Origin of the sequence: Comamonas sp. B-9, assembly GCF_000410635.1 — a bacterium.
In the GTDB taxonomy this organism is placed as follows: Bacteria; Pseudomonadota; Gammaproteobacteria; order Burkholderiales; family Burkholderiaceae_C; genus Comamonas.
In genome coordinates this window covers 432-16,190 of record NZ_KE148648.1, presented here as the reverse complement: position 1 = coordinate 16,190, position 15,759 = coordinate 432, and the positions used below count along the sequence as shown (strand labels likewise).

The 15,759-nt window shown below is 64.2% G+C and carries 17 protein-coding genes; 3 read left to right on the top strand and 14 right to left on the bottom strand.

The annotated features are described in order from the left end of the window. Together H928_RS33710 and H928_RS0120495 are read right to left on the bottom strand one after the other, a co-directional pair. Positions 1 to 702, bottom strand: a 702-nt coding sequence (locus H928_RS33710) for an ABC transporter substrate-binding protein (RefSeq protein ID WP_043341319.1), incomplete at its 3' end; no start/stop codon positions are given. A gap of 128 nt (positions 703 to 830) precedes the next feature. After that, positions 831 to 2,447 (bottom strand): ABC transporter substrate-binding protein, encoded by a 1,617-nt coding sequence (locus H928_RS0120495; protein ID WP_021028173.1) that lies wholly within the window; start codon positions 2,445 to 2,447, stop codon positions 831 to 833. Positions 2,448 to 2,795: 348 nt separating this feature from the next. Between H928_RS0120495 and H928_RS0120490 the strand changes: the two genes are divergently transcribed. Together H928_RS0120490 and H928_RS0120485 are read left to right on the top strand one after the other, a co-directional pair. Beyond that, positions 2,796 to 3,356, top strand: a complete 561-nt coding sequence (locus H928_RS0120490; RefSeq protein ID WP_021028172.1) for a DUF1439 domain-containing protein — start codon at positions 2,796 to 2,798, stop codon at positions 3,354 to 3,356. An 86-nt stretch (positions 3,357 to 3,442) separates the two neighbouring features. Then, positions 3,443 to 4,138, top strand: a complete 696-nt coding sequence (locus tag H928_RS0120485) for a glutathione binding-like protein (RefSeq protein WP_021028171.1) — start codon at positions 3,443 to 3,445, stop codon at positions 4,136 to 4,138. A gap of 65 nt (positions 4,139 to 4,203) precedes the next feature. On the opposite strand, the gene H928_RS0120480 is transcribed toward H928_RS0120485, so the two are convergent. The 9 genes from H928_RS0120480 to H928_RS0120440 form a co-directional block, all read right to left on the bottom strand. Then, positions 4,204 to 4,560 carry a RidA family protein gene (locus H928_RS0120480; protein WP_027011185.1) on the bottom strand — a complete coding sequence of 119 codons (357 nt, stop codon included), beginning with the start codon at positions 4,558 to 4,560 and terminating at the stop codon, positions 4,204 to 4,206. 36 nt (positions 4,561 to 4,596) lie between these two features. Then, positions 4,597 to 5,736, bottom strand: coding sequence for an FAD-binding oxidoreductase (locus tag H928_RS0120475; RefSeq protein WP_021028169.1), 1,140 nt, complete (start codon positions 5,734 to 5,736; stop codon positions 4,597 to 4,599). A gap of 1 nt (position 5,737) precedes the next feature. Beyond that, complete coding sequence (locus H928_RS0120470; RefSeq protein ID WP_043341311.1) at positions 5,738 to 7,135, bottom strand: NAD(P)/FAD-dependent oxidoreductase; 1,398 nt, start codon at positions 7,133 to 7,135, stop codon at positions 5,738 to 5,740. Further along, complete coding sequence (locus H928_RS0120465) at positions 7,128 to 7,469, bottom strand: (2Fe-2S)-binding protein (RefSeq protein ID WP_021028167.1); 342 nt, start codon at positions 7,467 to 7,469, stop codon at positions 7,128 to 7,130. Before H928_RS0120465 ends, H928_RS0120470 begins: the two co-directional genes overlap by 8 nt. Next, on the bottom strand, positions 7,459 to 8,601 hold the full coding sequence (locus H928_RS0120460) for an FAD-binding oxidoreductase (RefSeq protein ID WP_021028166.1): 1,143 nt from the start codon (positions 8,599 to 8,601) through the stop codon (positions 7,459 to 7,461). Before H928_RS0120460 ends, H928_RS0120465 begins: the two co-directional genes overlap by 11 nt. Before the next feature lie 9 nt (positions 8,602 to 8,610). After that, entirely contained in the window at positions 8,611 to 9,405 is a 795-nt protein-coding gene (locus tag H928_RS0120455; RefSeq protein WP_021028165.1) for an ABC transporter permease, read from the bottom strand. A gap of 3 nt (positions 9,406 to 9,408) precedes the next feature. Continuing rightward, complete coding sequence (locus tag H928_RS0120450; protein ID WP_052330159.1) at positions 9,409 to 10,239, bottom strand: ABC transporter permease; 831 nt, start codon at positions 10,237 to 10,239, stop codon at positions 9,409 to 9,411. Positions 10,240 to 10,264: 25 nt separating this feature from the next. After that, positions 10,265 to 11,317 carry an ABC transporter ATP-binding protein gene (locus tag H928_RS0120445; protein WP_021028163.1) on the bottom strand — a complete coding sequence of 351 codons (1,053 nt, stop codon included), beginning with the start codon at positions 11,315 to 11,317 and terminating at the stop codon, positions 10,265 to 10,267. Positions 11,318 to 11,532: 215 nt separating this feature from the next. Further along, a complete protein-coding gene (locus tag H928_RS0120440; RefSeq protein WP_021028162.1) occupies positions 11,533 to 12,567 on the bottom strand; it encodes an ABC transporter substrate-binding protein in 1,035 nt (344 codons plus the stop codon). 219 nt (positions 12,568 to 12,786) lie between these two features. On the opposite strand from H928_RS0120440, the gene H928_RS0120435 reads away from it, so the two are divergent. Beyond that, positions 12,787 to 13,707 carry a LysR substrate-binding domain-containing protein gene (locus H928_RS0120435; RefSeq protein ID WP_021028161.1) on the top strand — a complete coding sequence of 307 codons (921 nt, stop codon included), beginning with the start codon at positions 12,787 to 12,789 and terminating at the stop codon, positions 13,705 to 13,707. 36 nt (positions 13,708 to 13,743) lie between these two features. Here the strand turns inward: H928_RS0120435 and H928_RS0120430 are convergent, their stop codons facing one another. From H928_RS0120430 to H928_RS33705, 3 genes are all read right to left on the bottom strand, one after another. Next, positions 13,744 to 14,715 carry a tripartite tricarboxylate transporter substrate binding protein gene (locus H928_RS0120430; RefSeq protein WP_021028160.1) on the bottom strand — a complete coding sequence of 324 codons (972 nt, stop codon included), beginning with the start codon at positions 14,713 to 14,715 and terminating at the stop codon, positions 13,744 to 13,746. Positions 14,716 to 14,736: 21 nt separating this feature from the next. Continuing rightward, positions 14,737 to 15,123 carry a hypothetical protein gene (locus H928_RS0120425; protein WP_021028159.1) on the bottom strand — a complete coding sequence of 129 codons (387 nt, stop codon included), beginning with the start codon at positions 15,121 to 15,123 and terminating at the stop codon, positions 14,737 to 14,739. Next, positions 15,120 to 15,759: acyclic terpene utilization AtuA family protein (locus tag H928_RS33705; RefSeq protein ID WP_043341316.1), on the bottom strand; the 640-nt coding region annotated here is incomplete at its 5' end. The genes H928_RS33705 and H928_RS0120425, both read right to left, overlap by 4 nt.

Below are 15,759 nucleotides of genomic sequence, written 5' to 3'. Positions count from 1 at the left end.
GACGCTCTTCCAGTGCGGCTTGGTACCCCAGTAGCCCTCGTTGCGCTCCATCTCGATACCGGTGCCCTTGACATAGGACTTGAGCTTGTACGGGCCCGTGCCGATGGACAGCTTGCCGGTGTTGAAATCGGCCACCGTGGGCCAGGGCGAGGTGACGCCGCAGCCCTCCTTGGGCGCAAAGCGCAGCTTGTCGAACTTGGCGATGCCGCTCCAGATGATGGGCAGCGAACGCGCCAGCTCATTGGGCATCGTCGGGATGGGCCGCTCGCTCTTGATGATGACGGTGTAGTCATCGGGCGTCTGCACATCGCTGAAGCTCTGGGCCGGCTCCATGTAGGAGCGCGAGACATTGGTCTCGTTGTTCAGCACGCGGCACAGGGTGAACAGCACATCCTTGGATGTGAAGGGCTCGCCATTGGAGAACTTCACACCCTGGCGCAATTTGAGCTCCCAGGTGTTGTCATCGACGGCGCGCCAGGACTGGGCCAGCCCCGGGATCAGCTCCATCTGCGCATTGCGGTTGATCAGCGACTCGAAGATATGGGCCGAGAACGCGTCGTTGGTGGTGACTTTGTGGTAATGCGGGTCAGCGGCGGTGGGCTCGGAGGCGAGGCCGATGGTCAGCGACTGGGCTGCCGCCATGCCCGCAGGCAGGGCGAGCGCAGCCAGGCTGGCCAGCGACAAGGGTGTGCGGCGCGAGATCTTCTTGGTAGACACAGGTCGTTCCTCCTTGGTTAAAAGCCTCGTAGGGCAATGCAAGTGCCGTGCCACTACCTATTTCTCATCGCCCACGCCGGGGTGCGAGACCCCGGCTGCCGCAAGCGCGCGGCTTACTTGGCGGGCTTGACCGATGTGGCCAGCGTGTACTGGTCGCGGCGGCCTTCGTAGCTCAGCTCTTTCTTGAAGGCCCAGATGCTGCTCTCGAAGTGCAGCGGGATCAGCGGCACGTTGTCCAGCGCGATCTGCGTGGCCTGCTCCAGCATGGCCTTGCGCTTGACCGGGTCCACCGTCTTGGCGGCCGGGATGTAGACCTTGTCGAAATCGGCATTGCTGAACGCGCCGTAGTTGCTGGTGCCCAGGCCCTTGGGCGAATCGGTGCTGGTCACCCACAGCTGGAACAGGCCCGATGCTTCGCCGTTCTCCGAAGGCCAGCCACCCATCGGGAAGCTGAACTCACGCTTGGCGCGCTTGGGGAAGTAGATCGAGGCGGTCATCGCATCGACCTTGGTCTTGATGCCGATGCGGGTCAGGTACTGCGCGACGGCCTGCGAGATCTGCGCATCGTTCATGTAGCGGTCGTTCGTCGACGATAGGGTCATCTCGAAGCCATTGGGGTAGCCGGCTTCAGCCAGCAGCTTCTTGGCGCCTTCGGGGTCGAACTTGATCTCGGGGGCCTTGGCCAGGCCGCCAAACATGCCATCGGGCATGTACTGGTAGGCGGGGGTGGCCATGCCGTCCATCAGGCGCTGCACGATGGCCTTGCGGTCGATGGCCATGTTGATGGCCTTGCGCACGCGCAGGTCCTGCAGCGGGTTCTTGCCGTCGGGGGCGGTCACAAAGGGCGACTTGTCGCGGCCGATGTCGGGCTGGAAGAACACCAGGCGGGTAGACGGCGTGGCCACAAAGGCCAGCTTCTTGTCTTCCTTGATGCGGGCCAGGTCGCGCGCGGCCGGGTTCTCGATCAGGTCGTAGTCACCGGACATCAGGCCCGTCAGGCGCGGGCCGGCATTGGGCACGGCCACCATCTTCACAGTCTGCCAGGCGGGCTTGGGGCCCCAGTAGCCGTCATTGCGCTCCAGGGTGATGGCATTGCCCTTCACATAGGACTTGAGCTTGAAGGGGCCGGTGCCAATCGCCATCTTGCCGCTGTTGAAATCGGCCACCGTGGGCCAGGGCCCCTTGTAGCCGCAGCCTTCCTTGGGCGCGAACTTGAGCTTGTCGTGCTTGATGATGCTGCTGGAGATGATGGGCAGGTTGCGCGCAAACTCGGCCGGGATCAGTGGCACGGGCTCGGCGGTCTTGACGATCACGGTCAGGTCATCGGGGGTCTGCACGTCGGTGATCAGCTTGGTCGTATCCATGTACGACTGCGAGACATTGGTCTCGTTGTTCAAGGTGCGGCAGATGGTGAACAGCACGTCCTGCGAGGTGAAGGGCGCGCCGTTGGAGAACTTCACATCCTTGCGCAGCTTGAACTCCCAGGTCAGGTCGTCCAGGTTCTTCCACGAGGTGGCCAGCGAGGGCACCAGCTCCATGCTGGCGGTGCGGCCCACCAGCGAGTCATAGACATGCGCCGAGAACGAGTCGTTCGTCGTCATCTTGTGGTAGTGGGGATCGGCCGCTGTGGGCTCGGAAGCCAGCGCAATGGTCAGGTGTTGGGCGTGGGCTGCGCCAATGAGCGAGGCACCCACCAGCGCCAGGGCGCGCTTGTTCAATGCGAAATTCATGTCTGTCCTTGGGATCTTGGCTAGCACTGCCAGCAGGCAGCGCTTTCGAACCGGGAAGCGGGACCATCGCGCACCAGCGCGCGCCATCGTCCGCAGCCGGAAAGCCTGCGAATTCTCACACGAAATGACATCTGCTCACGCTCACGCAGCCCGTGAAAAGTGGGCATTTACCCCAATAAAACAAGGAGATGGGCCATCTTTACCTGACATTGTTCGTGCAGCACACAATGTTATGCAAGCTGCGCAACAATGCGATCCCTGCGGGTGGGAAAATCCAGCACGCGTAACGCCGTCTGATCGGTACGATGCGCATCCACCCGCCCCCTGCCAATACGCTTTCCAACCCCTATGCGCCGCCGCCTTTTTTTGGCCTCCAGCCTGTTTGCCGCCAGCATGCTGGCCGCCTGCTCCTTGCTTGCCCCACCCAGCTACACCCTGTCTGCCGCCGAACTGCAGACCATCGTGGCCAAGTCCTTCCCCCGCTCCTATCCACTGCTCGGCTTTCTGCAGCTTGATGTGCAGGTCCCCAGCCTGCAGCTACTGCCCGAGACCAACCGCATCCAGGCGACGATGCGCGCCGAGATGTCGGGCAAGGTGCTGCCTCACCGCCTGGACGGCACGATGGTGCTGGACTTTGCACTGCGCTACTCGCCGGCCGACCACAGCCTGCGTGCCACCCAGGTGCAGGTGCAGTCGCTGCAGATGACCGGCCTGCCCGAGGCGATGGAGGTGATGCTGCAGGCCTACGCGCCGCGCGCGGCCGAGCATGCGATGGAGGATGTGGTCGTGCACACCTTGCGCCAGGAGGACCTGGAGCGCCTGGACAAGGCGGCCGAGCTGCCGGCCACCTTCAAGGTCACCGCCGAGGGCCTGCGCATCGAATTTGTGAAGCCCCAGGACGCGAAGTAGGCCGACAGGCCCGCGCTCAATCTGCTTTATGCTGCTGGCAAGGCGCATACCTGCAAGCCGCCTGCCTATTGTTTGGAGAGATCCCCATGAGCACCCTTGCCGATTTCAGTATCACCCGCAAATGGCCGGCCACCCGGCCTAATCTGCTGCAGCTGTATTCGCTGCCCACACCCAATGGCGTCAAGGTCTCCATCCTGCTCGAGGAGCTGGGCATGCCCTATGAAGTGCACAAGATCAGCTTCGAGAGCAATGACCAGACCTCGCCCGAGTTTGTCGGCACCTTCCCGAACAACAAGATCCCGGCCATCATCGACCCCAATGGTCCCGGCGGCCAGGCGATTGCACTGTTCGAGTCCGGCGCCATCATGGTCTACCTGGCCGAGAAGACCGGCATGTTCCTGCCGCAGGACCCGGTGAAGCGTTACGAGACCCTGCAGTGGCTGATGTTCCAGATGGGCGGCATCGGCCCGATGTTTGGCCAGGTCGGTTTCTTCAACATCTTTGCCGGCAAGGATTTTGAAGACAAGCGCCCCCTGACCCGCTATGTGGACGAATCCAAGCGCCTGCTGACCGTCCTGAACAAGCACCTGGCTGGCAAGGAATGGGTGGCCGGTGATACCTACACGATTGCCGATATCGCTATCTTCCCCTGGATCCGCAACATGATCGTGCGCTACAACGCCGAGGCCCTGATCGGCTGGGGCCAGTACCCCGAAGTCAGCCGTGTGCTCAGCCACTGGCTGCAACGCCCGGCCGTGCAGCGCGGTTTGCTGATCCCCTGATCTGCTTTGCTTTTAAGCAAAAAAATGCCAGCCCGAGGGCTGGCATTTTGCTGTGTGGCAGACGCTTAAACGGCTGCGCTCACAATGATTTCAACCAGCAACTCTGGGCGCGCCAGCTTGGCTTCACAGGTCGCTCGGGTAGGCATATTGGCCTTGTCGGCCCATTCGCCCCAGACCTGGTTCATGCCGGCAAAATCCTTGTCGATGTCCTTGAGCCAGATCTGCACGGTCAGCAGGCGCGCCTTGCTGGTGCCGGCTGTTTTCAAGTAGCCGTCGATCTTGGCCAGCACGTCGCGGGTCTGGGCGCCAATGTCGCCCGAGATGTCGCCAGCGGTGACGCCGGCCACATAGACCACGCCGCCGTGCACAACGATGCGGCTGAGGCGTTCATTGCTGTCGATACGTTGGATGTCGTTGCTCATCATTTACTCCCTGAGATAAAAATACGACCGCTGCAGCTAGGCAGTAGCAAAGCGGTCCACACGAAACGCCGAAATCGGCAAGCTGCTGGTGCCCTGGGTCACCAGCTCGGCCACAATGCAGCCGGTAATCGGACTGAGCTCAAAGCCATGGGCAGAGAAGCCAAAGGCATGCACGAGGTTATCAGCACTGGCACTCGGGCTGATGACCGGAATCTCGTCAGGCATAAAGCCCTCGATACCGGTCCAGGCCCGTGCAATGCTCACATCGCGCAGATGCGGGAACAGGTCGATGACGGTCTGCGCGCTCTTGGGCATGCGGTTGAGGTCGACCATCGCATGGCGTTGGCTGGCGTCGGCCTCGCAGCGCAGGCCGCCACCAATCACCACCGTGCCATTGTCGAACTGCTTGAACGACAGCGGCCGGCCCATCGCGCCCAGCACCGGTTTGACAAAGGGCGCCACGCGCTGGGTCACCATCAGCATCAGGCCGCCGGCCACCATCGGCACCGGGTCGCCCACCTGCGCGGCAAAATCTGCCGCCCAGGCGCCTGCGGTGTTGACCAGCCAGGGCGCATGGAACGCGCCCTGCGCGGTGCTGGCCTGCCACATGCCGCTTTGCTGGTCGACCCGCAGCACAGGCGCCTGCTCGACGATCTGCACGCCCAGCTTCTCTGCCGCCAGGCGGTAGGCGGTGGCCACCTTGTAGGGCAGCGCATAGCCATCGCGGTCGGCCCAGATGCCGCCCACCACATGGGGCGAGATGCTGGGCACCAACTCGCGCACCTGCTGCTGGTCCACCCATTGCTCATGGAAAAAACCCAGGCCGTTGAGCATGGCCACGCGCGCCTTGGCCTTGATCTCATCGGCCTCGTTCTCGGCCACCTGCAGTTGGCCCGAGGGCACAAAGCCGCCATCGCTGCCGATGATGTCGGCCAGGCCATGCCAGAGCTGCTCACGCGCGGCCAAGGCCAGCGGAATCTCGGCCACATGGCGGCCCAGGGTGCGCACGCCACCGGCATTGACGCCGGAGGCATGGCGGCCGCAGTACTCGGCCTCCAGCAGGCGCACGCTGAGGCCTGCCTTGGCCAGCTGGAAGGCGCTGGACAGGCCTTGCAGCCCGCCCCCGATCACCAGCACATCGCTGCTGCCCGATGCCGGGCTGGCTATGCGGGCCATGTCACACACCTGCGGCCAGCTGGGCCAGCGACAGCGACTTGAGCGGCGGACGGATGCGGTAGTAGCCCACGTCCTGCGGCGGCAAATTGGCTTCCTTGGCGATGATCTCGGTCACCGTCAAACCGCATTGGCGGCCCTGGCAGGGCCCCATGCCGCAGCGGCTGAAGGACTTGGTCTGGTTCGGGCCCACGCAGCCCAGCTGCACCTGCTCACGGATCGCGCCTGCGGTCACCTCTTCGCAGCGGCAGACCACGACCTCGTCGGCCGGAATGCGGAACTCGTCCTTGGGCCGGTACTGCTGGTTCAGGAAGGGGCGGATGCGCAGATGCTGCGCGATCTGGGCGCGCTGCTGGGCACCGTCTTCGCTCGCGCCAAAGCCCAGGCTGTTGGCCACGCCAATGCCGGCCAAGGCACCTTGCATCTCGGCCACCAGCGCGCCGCCAATGCCGGCGCCGTCACCGGCGATATAGATGCCCGGCAGGCTGGTCTGGCCCCAGCTATCCAGCACGGGCACCCAGCACAGCTGCTCATCGTCCCAATGGTGCTCGGCGCGCAAGGACCAGGACACCTGGGTGTTGGGCACCACGCCCTGGTGCAGCAGTACCAGCTCGCAATCGATCTGCTGGGCCCGGCCCGCGCTGCTAAAGCGCACCTGGCGCACGGCGTCATCGCCCTCGATGCGCAAGCCACCCACATCCTTGAAAAACGGAATGCCGGCCGACTTGATCTCGCGCAGCAGACCCAGGCCCTTGCGCACATAGCCCCAGCCGGCCAGCAGCGACGAGGCATGGCTGATCGCCAAACGCCAGTCGGTGCCCGCCGAGGTGTCGAGCACCGCACGGATGTCCACACCGGCGCGCAGGTACTGCGCCGCCAGCAAATAGAGCAAGGGGCCGCAGCCCGCCAGCACCACCGGCACCTGGGGCACGACGGCGGCGTTCTTCAGCAAAATCTGGCCAGCACCGGCGGTCATCACACCGGGCAGGGTCCAGCCCGGCACGGGGAAGGGCCGCTCCATCGCGCCGGTGGCGATCACCAGCGACTTGGTTTCGATGCGGATGGTGCGGTCGTTGCGCAGCACATGCACGGTCTTGTCGGGGTCGATCTGCCAGACCGACGCGCCCGCCCAGTGGGTCAGGCCACTGGCGCGGATCTGCTCGGCCAGCGATTTGCCGTAGACATAGTCCGCGCCGAGGATGCGCTCGCGCTGGGCATCGGTCTGGGTGATGCTGCGGTAGATCTGGCCGCCCACCTGGGGTTGCTCGTCGAGCAGCAGCACATCCAGGCCGCGCCGCTTGGCCGCCAGGGCCGCTGCCATGCCGGCCGGGCCTGCGCCAATCACGACCAGGTCACGCAGCTGGCCGGGCGCGTCGTTCAAAGGGATAGCGGGCTTAGACATGCTTGGCCTCCTGCGCGTCCAGCAGGCTGGGCGCCGCTTGCATGGTGGTCACTTCCATGCCGTCTTCGGGGGTGATCAGGCAGGCCTGCTGGTTGGGACGGCCATTGACATCGACCATGCACTCAAAGCACACGCCCATCATGCAGTAAGGCGCGCGGGCACCCTGGCCCACGGGCGAGACGCGCACCGCGGTGATGCCGGCTGCCAGCAGGCCAGCGGCCAGGCTGCTGGCGGGCGACATGCGTACCACCGCGCCGTTGACCAGCACCGACACCGTGCCAGCGGCCCCGGCCTGGTGGCCGGGGAGGTATTTGAAAAGGGCTTTAGATGCCATAGGGTTTCACTTCCGTTTCCGGCGTAAATCGTGTCGCGGGGAATGCCTCGATGGCGGCCGGCCGCAGGCCCGTGGCCACCCAGGGGGCGATGCAAAAGACGTGCTGGGCCGCCAGCGTGACGCCGCTGTGGCAGGTCACCGCAAAGGCGCCAGGGTGGCTGGCCGACTCCTGGTACATCGGAAAGCCATCGGGCGACATCACCCGCAGCGCCGCCCAGGTGCGCACCACGCGGGCGTTGGCCAGCACCGGGAAGCACTTGACCGCACGCGCGGCAATCCTGGCGTTCACCGGCACGCGCACCATGTCGTCAAAGCCCAGCTCCTCCATCGAGTCGCCAATCTGCACCGTGCCCTCATCGGTCTGGCGCACATAGTTGGTGGGGTGCGTCAAGAAGGGCTGCACGCGTTCGGTGATGAAGACCTGGCCCTTGTTGGGCCGCACCGGCACAAACATGCCCACCATGGCCGACAGCTGCTGCGTCGCATGGCCGGCGGCAATCACGATGCGTGGCGCCTGCCAGGCGCGCTCGCCTGCGCTGATGTGGAAGATGCCGCCTTCCTTGCGGATCGCATCGACCTGCATGCGGTTGTGGATGCGCGCGCCCTTGGCGATGTTGGCGCTGTAGAGCGCCCGCAGCAGCTTCAAGGGGTTGCAGTGGCCGTCCATCGCCGAGTAGGTGGCGCCCACCACCTCGGGGCCCAGGCCCGGCAGCTGCCGGGCGGCCTCATCGCGGCTGAGCACCGTCGTGCGGTAGGCGGGGTCGCCCACCTCGGACTCCAGCCACTGGAGCTTGGCCAGGCGCTGGGCCATCTCTTCCTCGCTCAGGCAGATATGCAGGCCGCCGGGCTGCATCAGCTCGACGTCAATGCCGGTCTGCGCCTGCAGCTCATCGCGCAGTGCAGGCCACTGGCGCGCCGAGCCAAAGCTCCAGCGGGCGTAGTCCGCCATGCCGTAGCCCTTGCCCTGCACCCAGACCAGGCCGAAGTTGCCGCGCGAGGGGCGAATCGTGTCGTCCGCGCCATCGATGACCGTGACCGACAGACCCTGGCGCAGCAGCCCGTAAGCCACGGAACTGCCCACCAAGCCTCCCCCGATCACGATGACATCGCTGCTATGTGTGTTGTTATTCATTTTTTGCTCTCAACCTTTGCCAATCAGTACCTTCTCCAGGCCGACCAGCTTGTCCAGGATGACCATCAGCACCAGGGTGCCGACGATCAGCACGGTGGAGACCGAGGTCACCAGCGGGTCGATGGTCTGGGCGATGTGGTTGTACATGGCGACCGGCAAGGTCATCGTGCCGGGGGTGGCCACAAACACCGTCATCGTCAGCTCGTCAAAGCTCTGGATGAAGGAGAGCATCCAGCCGCCGGCGATACCGGCCATCAGCATGGGCACGGTGATGCGCATGAAGACGGTGCTGCGCGATGCGCCCAGCGACAGACCGGCATGCTCGATCTCGCGGTTCATGCCCGTGGCTGCGGCCAGCACCATGCGCAAGGCATAGGGCATGATGCAGATCACATGGGTGAACATGAGCCAGAAGAACGAACCGGACAGCCCCGCAATATTGAAAAAGCGCAGGAAGGCCGCGCCCAGCACGACGTGCGGAATCATCAGCGGCGACATGAAGAAGGCCATCAGCACCTCGCGACCGGCAAAGCGGTAGCGGGTGATGGCGAGCGCTGCCGGCACCGCCAGCGCGATGGCGATCGAGGCCGAGGCCAGGCCCAGCTTGGCTGAAAACCAGAAGGCCGACTTGATTTCCGTCGCATCGAGGATGGCGCGGAACCAGCGCAAGGACAGGCCATCGGTGGGGAAGGAGATGAAGCCCTTGTCGGTAAAGGCCACCGCCACCACCACGGCCAGCGGCGCCAGGATGAAGCTGATGAACAGCGCGTGGTAGACCAGCGCCAGAGGACTGTTTTTTTGCATGGCTCAACCCTCGAAAACAGCTTTGAAGCGGCGCTCGATCCAGCGATTGCAGCCCACGATGATGACGACATTGGCAACCAGCAGCACCACGGCAATGGCAGCGCCCAGCGGCCAGTTCAAGGTGTTGAGGAACTCGTCGTAGGCGGCCGTGGCCACCACCTTCAGGCGCCGTCCGCCCAGCAGTGCCGGCGTGGCAAAGGCCGATGCCGACAGCGCAAAGACGATGATGCTGCCCGAGAGGATGCCCGGCAGCAGCTGAGGCAGCACGACACGGCGGAACACGGTGCGCTGGCTGGCGCCCAGGGACAGGCCGGCGTTCTCGACCTGGGGATCGAGCTTTTGCAGCGAGGCCCAGACGGAGATCACCATGAAGGGCACCATCACATGCACCATGGCGATGGTCACGCCGGTCATCGTGAAAGCCAGGCGCAGCGGCTCATCGATGATGTTGAACAGCATCAGGCCCTTGTTGATGAGGCCGTTGTTGCCCATCAGAATGGACCAGCCCAGGGTGCGCACAACCACCGAGATCAGCAGGGGTGCGAGGATGATCAGCAGAAACACACCGCGCCAGCGGCCGCGCATGCGGGAGATGATGATGGTCTCGGGCACACCCAGCACCACGCAGAGCACGGTGACGATGGCCGACATCAGGGCGGTGCGGCCAAAGATCTCCAGGTAGTAGCTGTCGCTGAAGATCTCCAGGTAGTTCTTCAGCGAATAGACGTTCTGGATGCCTTCCATGCCGTTGAAGACATTGAGCGACAGGATGGCGGTCAAGGCCAGCGGCGCCAGCAGCATGGTCACAAAGACCAGCAGGCCGGGGCCGGACATGGCCCAGGGTTTCCAGCGGTTCTTGCTATCCACGGCTGGCCTCCTGCTGGGTCAGCACGCGCACATCGTCGGGGGCCCAGTTCAGCGTGACCTCGTCGCCCTCATGCAGCGCAGCGCGGCGTGCATTGGGCAGGCTGATGTGGATGTCGCCCAACGCAGTGCTGACATTGACCACCCACTGGCTGCCCAGGAACAGCAAGGTCTTGATCGTGCCGGGCAGGCCGCCCTGGCCGGCCGGGGCCACCTCGATGCGTTCGGGCCGCAGGTAGACCACGACCGGGCCGCTGGCCACCGGGCTGGGCGCGCCCAGCACCATGTCGCCAATCTTCACGGTCTCGCGGCTTTGGGCCTGGCCTTCGAAGCGGTTGGTCTTGCCCAGGAACACCGAGGCAAAGTCGCAGCTGGGCTTGTCGTAGATCTGCTGGGGCGAATCGACCTGGGCGATCTGGCCGTTGTGCATCACCGCAATGCGGTCGCTCATCGTCATCGCCTCGACCTGGTCGTGTGTCACCAAGATGGTGGTGATGCCCAGCTGGCGCTGGATGGCGCGCATCTCGACATGCATTTCCTGGCGCAGCTTGGCGTCCAGGTTGGACATGGGTTCATCGAGCAGCAGCACCTCGGGCTGGATCGCCAAGGCGCGGGCAATGGCCACACGCTGGCGCTGGCCACCGGAGAGTTCACGCGGGTAACGGGCGCCGAGCCCATGCAGGCGCACCAGCGCCAGCGCATCCTGAATCCGCTGCTGCACGACATCGCGGCTGAGCTTGCGCATCTCCAGACCAAAGGAGATGTTCTGCTCCACCGTCATGTGGGGAAAGAGCGCATAGCTCTGGAACACCACGCCCATGCCGCGCTGCTCGGGGCGCAGCTGGGTGATGTCCTTGCCGTCCAGCACAATGCGGCCCTGGCTGGGGTCCAGAAAGCCGGCAATCATCTGCAAGGTGGTTGTCTTGCCGCAGCCCGAAGGGCCCAGCAGCGACACGAACTCACCGCGCTGGACATCCAGGTGGAAGTCCTTGACGGCAACAAAATCCCCGAACCTCTTGGCGAGGCCCTCGATACGTAGAAAACTCATGTGAAACTCCGGGGCCTGCGGCCCGCGTGGGGCGGCGCGGCAGGCCTGTGTAGGGCGGCTGGCGGGTTAACGCCTATCCCTGGCGTCCTGGCAAGGAGGCCAGCGATGAATGAGAGGCGCTCACACGGCCCTTGAGACGAGGCGCAAAGCCGCAGGCAGTACAAGTGGTACGACAAGGCTTTGCAACGAAGTATCAAGGCTTGTGTGAGTGACTCTTAACGCTCGACCGTGCGGTTCCAGCGATTGGTCCATTCGGAACGCTTGACGTTGACAATCTTGTAGTCCACGGTCTTCAACTGGGCGATCTGCTCGGGGCCATAAGGCACTTGCTTGGCGACCTTCTCATCCAACTTGACCTTGCTGTTCATGGGGCCCCAGGCCTGGGTCTCGGCGAGCGCCGTTTGCGACTCAGGCGTGTAGAGGAACTGCACGAACTTCTGCGCGCCAGCCTTGGGCTGCTTCTTGGCAACGGGGCAGACGGAGGTGAACAGCGCAAACGCGCCTTCCTTGGGGTAGACGAACTTCACGGGAAAGCCGGTATCGGCCAGCGCCTTGACGCGGCCGCTGCCCCAGACGCCGATGACGGCATCGCCGTTCTGGAACAGCTCGGTCATCTTGCCCGGCGACGGCTCCCAGGCCAGCACATTGGGGCCCACTTCCTTGATCAGCGCCTGGAAACCAGGGTCGATATTGCTCGCGCCGCCGCCGTTCATTTCGGCAAACATCAGCAGGGTCTGCAGACCGTAGCCGTTGTTGATCGGCGGGATCACGGTCTTGCTCTTGAATTTCTTGTCTTTCAGGTCATTCCACGACGTGGGAGCGGCCCAGCCGGCCTTCTTGAAGGCTTCTTCGTTGTAGAACAGGCCGGTGGCGATGACGCCCAGGTTCAGCGACTTGTTGCCCGCCGTCTTGGCCATCGGGTAGAGGTCGTTGTAGACCGGTGCGGCTTCGATATCGCCGCAGAAACCGAACTGCACCGCCTGCTCCATCGGGCCGTCGTCCATCAGCGCCACGTCGTACTGGGGGTTGTTCTTTTCAGCCTGCAGCTTGGCCAGGGTGTCGGTGGAGTTGCCAGGCACGTAGATGACCTTGTTGCCGGTCAGCTTCTCATAGGCGGGAATGATCTTTTGCTTGAAGGCGGTCTCGGTCGAGCCGCCATAGCCACCGACATAGATGTCTTCAGCATGGGCAATGCCAGCGGTGGCAGCAAAGGCAGCGGCCAGAGAGAGAGCCAGACGGGATATGGTCATCGAAATTACCTCCAGAAAGTAGCGTGGAACCAAGTGGAATTCAATCTGTCTGGTAGCCAATGATAGGCATCTGCAGGCAAAATTGAATCGGTGAATTCCTGCTTCAATGCCTTTATGGGATGGAAATTTCTCAATCGATAAACCATTGAAATAACTACAAAATTAGTAATTTTGTAGACTATTCGATTGCATTAGGCCATTAACTCATGTCTTTACAACATGGATAAGAAGATCACACTGCGCCATCTCGAAGCCTTTCGGGCGCTGATGCTGCGCCGCTCGGTCACCGCAGCGGCCCAGTCGCTGGAGGTGACCCAGCCGGTGGTGACACGGCTGATCGCCGAATTCGAGGCGCGCATCGGCATGCCGCTGTTCGAGCGGGTCAAAAGCCGGCTGCAGCCGACGTCAGCGGCGACCTTGCTGCTCGAAGACGTGCACCAGGCGCTGATGGGCATCGAGCGTATCCGCAACATCTCCGAGAACGTGCGCTTTCGGCGTCTGCAGCGGCTGGAGGTAACGGCCGCACCGGCGATGGCGACCTCGTTCCTGCCCAGCGCCATTGCCAAGTTCAGCGCCCAGTTCCCCGAGACCCTGGTCACCTTGCACATGCAGGCCTCGCCGGCCGCACTGGACATGGTGCAGGCCGAGCGCTGCGATATCGGCTTTGTGATGCTCTCGCCCGACCACACCCGCTTCAAGGGCCTGGAGACCTTGGTGATCGGCAAGCTGGTCGTCGCCGTGCCCGCCGGCCACAAGCTGGCGCGCAGAAGCAGCCTGTCACCGGTCGACTTTGTTGACGAGCCCCTGGTGTCGCTGCCCACGATGATGGAAACCCGCACCAAGCTCGACAGCCTGTTCCTCGTCAACCGCGTGCAGCGCCGCGTGAACATCGAGACCCAGATCTCGTACGCCGCCATCAAGCTGGTCGAGGCCGGCGCCGGCCTGGCGATCATCGATCCGCTGACGGCCTGCAGCTACCACGGGCCCGATGTGAAGTTTGTGCTGTTCGAGCCCGCCGTCCCCTGCGAGTACTCGATGGTGGTCTCCAACCGCCACGCCTCCACCCTGGTGCTCAAGCCCTTCATCGACCTGGCTAAGGCAGAGATCAAGCGCATGCTGCCCAAACGCTGGATTCTTTAAGCAGCGTTTGGGCAGTGCCTGCGGATGGGAGCCGGTTTATTCCGGCGTAATGCCCGCTGCCTTGATCACCTGCCCCCATTTGGTGGTCTCGGTGGCCTGGAACTGCGCCAGTTCGGCCGGGCTCGTCGTCCAGGGGTCGGAGCCCGACATTTCGAAGAAGGACTTGGCAGCGGCACTGCCGACGGCCTGGCCCAGCAGCTGGTTGAGCTTGGCGCTGACGGCAGCGGGCACATTGGCAGGGGCGTAGGCGGCAAACCAGTAGCCCATGTCATAGCCCTTCACCCCGGCCTCGGCAATGGTGGGCACATCGGGCAGCTGGGCGCTGCGCTTTTGCGTGGAATAGCCCAGTGCGCGCAGCTTGCCCGCCTTGATCTGCGGCACGCCGGTGGAGACGTCGGTGATCATCAGGTTGATCTGGCCGCCCAGCAGGTCGGTGATGGCCAAGGGGTTGCTCTTGTAGGGCACATGCAGGATGTCCACGTTGGCCAGCTGCTTGAGCATCTCGCCGGCCACGCGGCTTGACGAGCTGCCGCTGCCAAAGCTGAGCTTGCCCGGGTTGGCCTTGGCGTAGGCGAGCAGCTCGCCCACCGACTGGTGGGGCGCATTGGCCGGCACCACCAGCACCTGGCCGCCCTTGCCCAGACCGGTGATGGGCGTGAAGTCCTTGACCGGGTCATAGGACAGCTTGCGGTAGAGGTGGATATTGGCCGCATGCGTGGTGTTGGTGGTGATCAGCACCGTGTAGCCATCGGCCGGGGCCTTGGCCACCGCCTGCGCGGCGATCATGCCGCTGGCGCCGGCCTTGTTCTCGACGATCACCGGCTGGCGCGTCTGCTCGGTCACCGCCTGGCCCAGCGCGCGCGCCAGCTGGTCGGTGGCACTGCCTGCGGCAAAGGGCACGACAAAGGTGATGGGCTTGGACGGGTAGTCGCCCTGCGCAAAGGCCAGGGGGCTGAGGGCCAGCGCGGTGGCACAGGCCAGCAGGTGGCGGCGGGTGGAAAATGTCATCTCTTGTCTCCGGTTGGTTTCTTATTCAGGGATGGATGGGGGATCCGCATCAGGCGGGCCCACCAGATGGGCCTGCAAATGCAGCGGCAGCGCGATCGGCATTTGCAGCACGCGAAAGCACAGGGTCTTGCCATGGCTGTCGAGGTTCAGCGCGTCGTTGACGCCGCCGTCCAGCACCTCGTCCAGCACCAGGTTCATCGCCTGCAGCTGGGGCAGCAGGTAGCGCTGCACCTGGCTCGGCCGGCGGTCGGCAAACAGCGCGGCCACGGCGGCCTCGGTAACCTGCTCACAGATAACCTCCCACAGCGCGGGATGCCAGGCGATCACGCTGATGTTGGAGCGGTTGCCCTTGTCGCCGGTGCGCCCATGGGCCAGGCGGTAGAGCGGGACGGTGATGTGGTCGTTCATGCGGCAGCCTCCTCTTGCGCGGCCCAGGTAAAGCCGGTGGCAATCAAGGCTTGGGGCACCAGGCAGGACACCATGCCCAGGCGCTGGCGCATATGGCTGCGCACGCCACCGCCCCCTGCCGGCCCGCAGCAGTACAGCGCATTGATCTCGCGCGGCAGGCGCGCTGCGGTGGCCTTGTCGGCATGCTGCCAGGCCATGCGCAGGCGCACATCCTGCGATGCGCCAGACAGGTCGGCACCGGCCAGCCAGTCGCTGGCATCGTTGCCCCAGACGCTGGTGACGCCAATCAGGTCGGTGCGCAGCGGCGCAATGCCCTGCAGGCGCTGGGCGACGGTCTGCGCCGCCAGGCGCGCCCGCTCGGCCGCACGGGGCCCGGCGTAGGAAATCTCGGCTTCGGCAAACCAGCCCGAGGCATAGCAGGTGTTGACCTTGAGCGCCTCGGGGCGTGGATGGCCGATGACGCCCTCCAGCCGCACGCGGTTCTCGCCCTCGGCCCGCACCTGGGCCTGGCTGATGTCGGCCACCACATCGGGGGTCAGGTAGCCACGGGGGTCGTGGATCTCGTAGAGCAGCTGCTCCTTGACGGTCGCGGTGGTGATGCAGCCGCCGGTGCCCTCGGGCTTGAAGATGCTGCAG

What these genes read in the sequence shown, in the direction of transcription:
- H928_RS0120495 (WP_021028173.1), bottom strand. Translation starts at nt 2,447, where the DNA reads ATGAATTTCGCATTGAACAAGCGCGCCCTGGCGCTGGTGGGTGCCTCG.
- H928_RS0120490 (WP_021028172.1), top strand. Translation starts at nt 2,796, where the DNA reads ATGCGCCGCCGCCTTTTTTTGGCCTCCAGCCTGTTTGCCGCCAGCATG.
- H928_RS0120485 (WP_021028171.1), top strand. Translation starts at nt 3,443, where the DNA reads ATGAGCACCCTTGCCGATTTCAGTATCACCCGCAAATGGCCGGCCACC.
- H928_RS0120480 (WP_027011185.1), bottom strand. Translation starts at nt 4,560, where the DNA reads ATGAGCAACGACATCCAACGTATCGACAGCAATGAACGCCTCAGCCGC.
- H928_RS0120475 (WP_021028169.1), bottom strand. Translation starts at nt 5,736, where the DNA reads ATGGCCCGCATAGCCAGCCCGGCATCGGGCAGCAGCGATGTGCTGGTG.
- H928_RS0120470 (WP_043341311.1), bottom strand. Translation starts at nt 7,135, where the DNA reads ATGTCTAAGCCCGCTATCCCTTTGAACGACGCGCCCGGCCAGCTGCGT.
- H928_RS0120465 (WP_021028167.1), bottom strand. Translation starts at nt 7,469, where the DNA reads ATGGCATCTAAAGCCCTTTTCAAATACCTCCCCGGCCACCAGGCCGGG.
- H928_RS0120460 (WP_021028166.1), bottom strand. Translation starts at nt 8,601, where the DNA reads ATGAATAACAACACACATAGCAGCGATGTCATCGTGATCGGGGGAGGC.
- H928_RS0120455 (WP_021028165.1), bottom strand. Translation starts at nt 9,405, where the DNA reads ATGCAAAAAAACAGTCCTCTGGCGCTGGTCTACCACGCGCTGTTCATC.
- H928_RS0120450 (WP_052330159.1), bottom strand. Translation starts at nt 10,239, where the DNA reads ATGTCCGGCCCCGGCCTGCTGGTCTTTGTGACCATGCTGCTGGCGCCG.
- H928_RS0120445 (WP_021028163.1), bottom strand. Translation starts at nt 11,317, where the DNA reads ATGAGTTTTCTACGTATCGAGGGCCTCGCCAAGAGGTTCGGGGATTTT.
- H928_RS0120440 (WP_021028162.1), bottom strand. Translation starts at nt 12,567, where the DNA reads ATGACCATATCCCGTCTGGCTCTCTCTCTGGCCGCTGCCTTTGCTGCC.
- H928_RS0120435 (WP_021028161.1), top strand. Translation starts at nt 12,787, where the DNA reads ATGGATAAGAAGATCACACTGCGCCATCTCGAAGCCTTTCGGGCGCTG.
- H928_RS0120430 (WP_021028160.1), bottom strand. Translation starts at nt 14,715, where the DNA reads ATGACATTTTCCACCCGCCGCCACCTGCTGGCCTGTGCCACCGCGCTG.
- H928_RS0120425 (WP_021028159.1), bottom strand. Translation starts at nt 15,123, where the DNA reads ATGAACGACCACATCACCGTCCCGCTCTACCGCCTGGCCCATGGGCGC.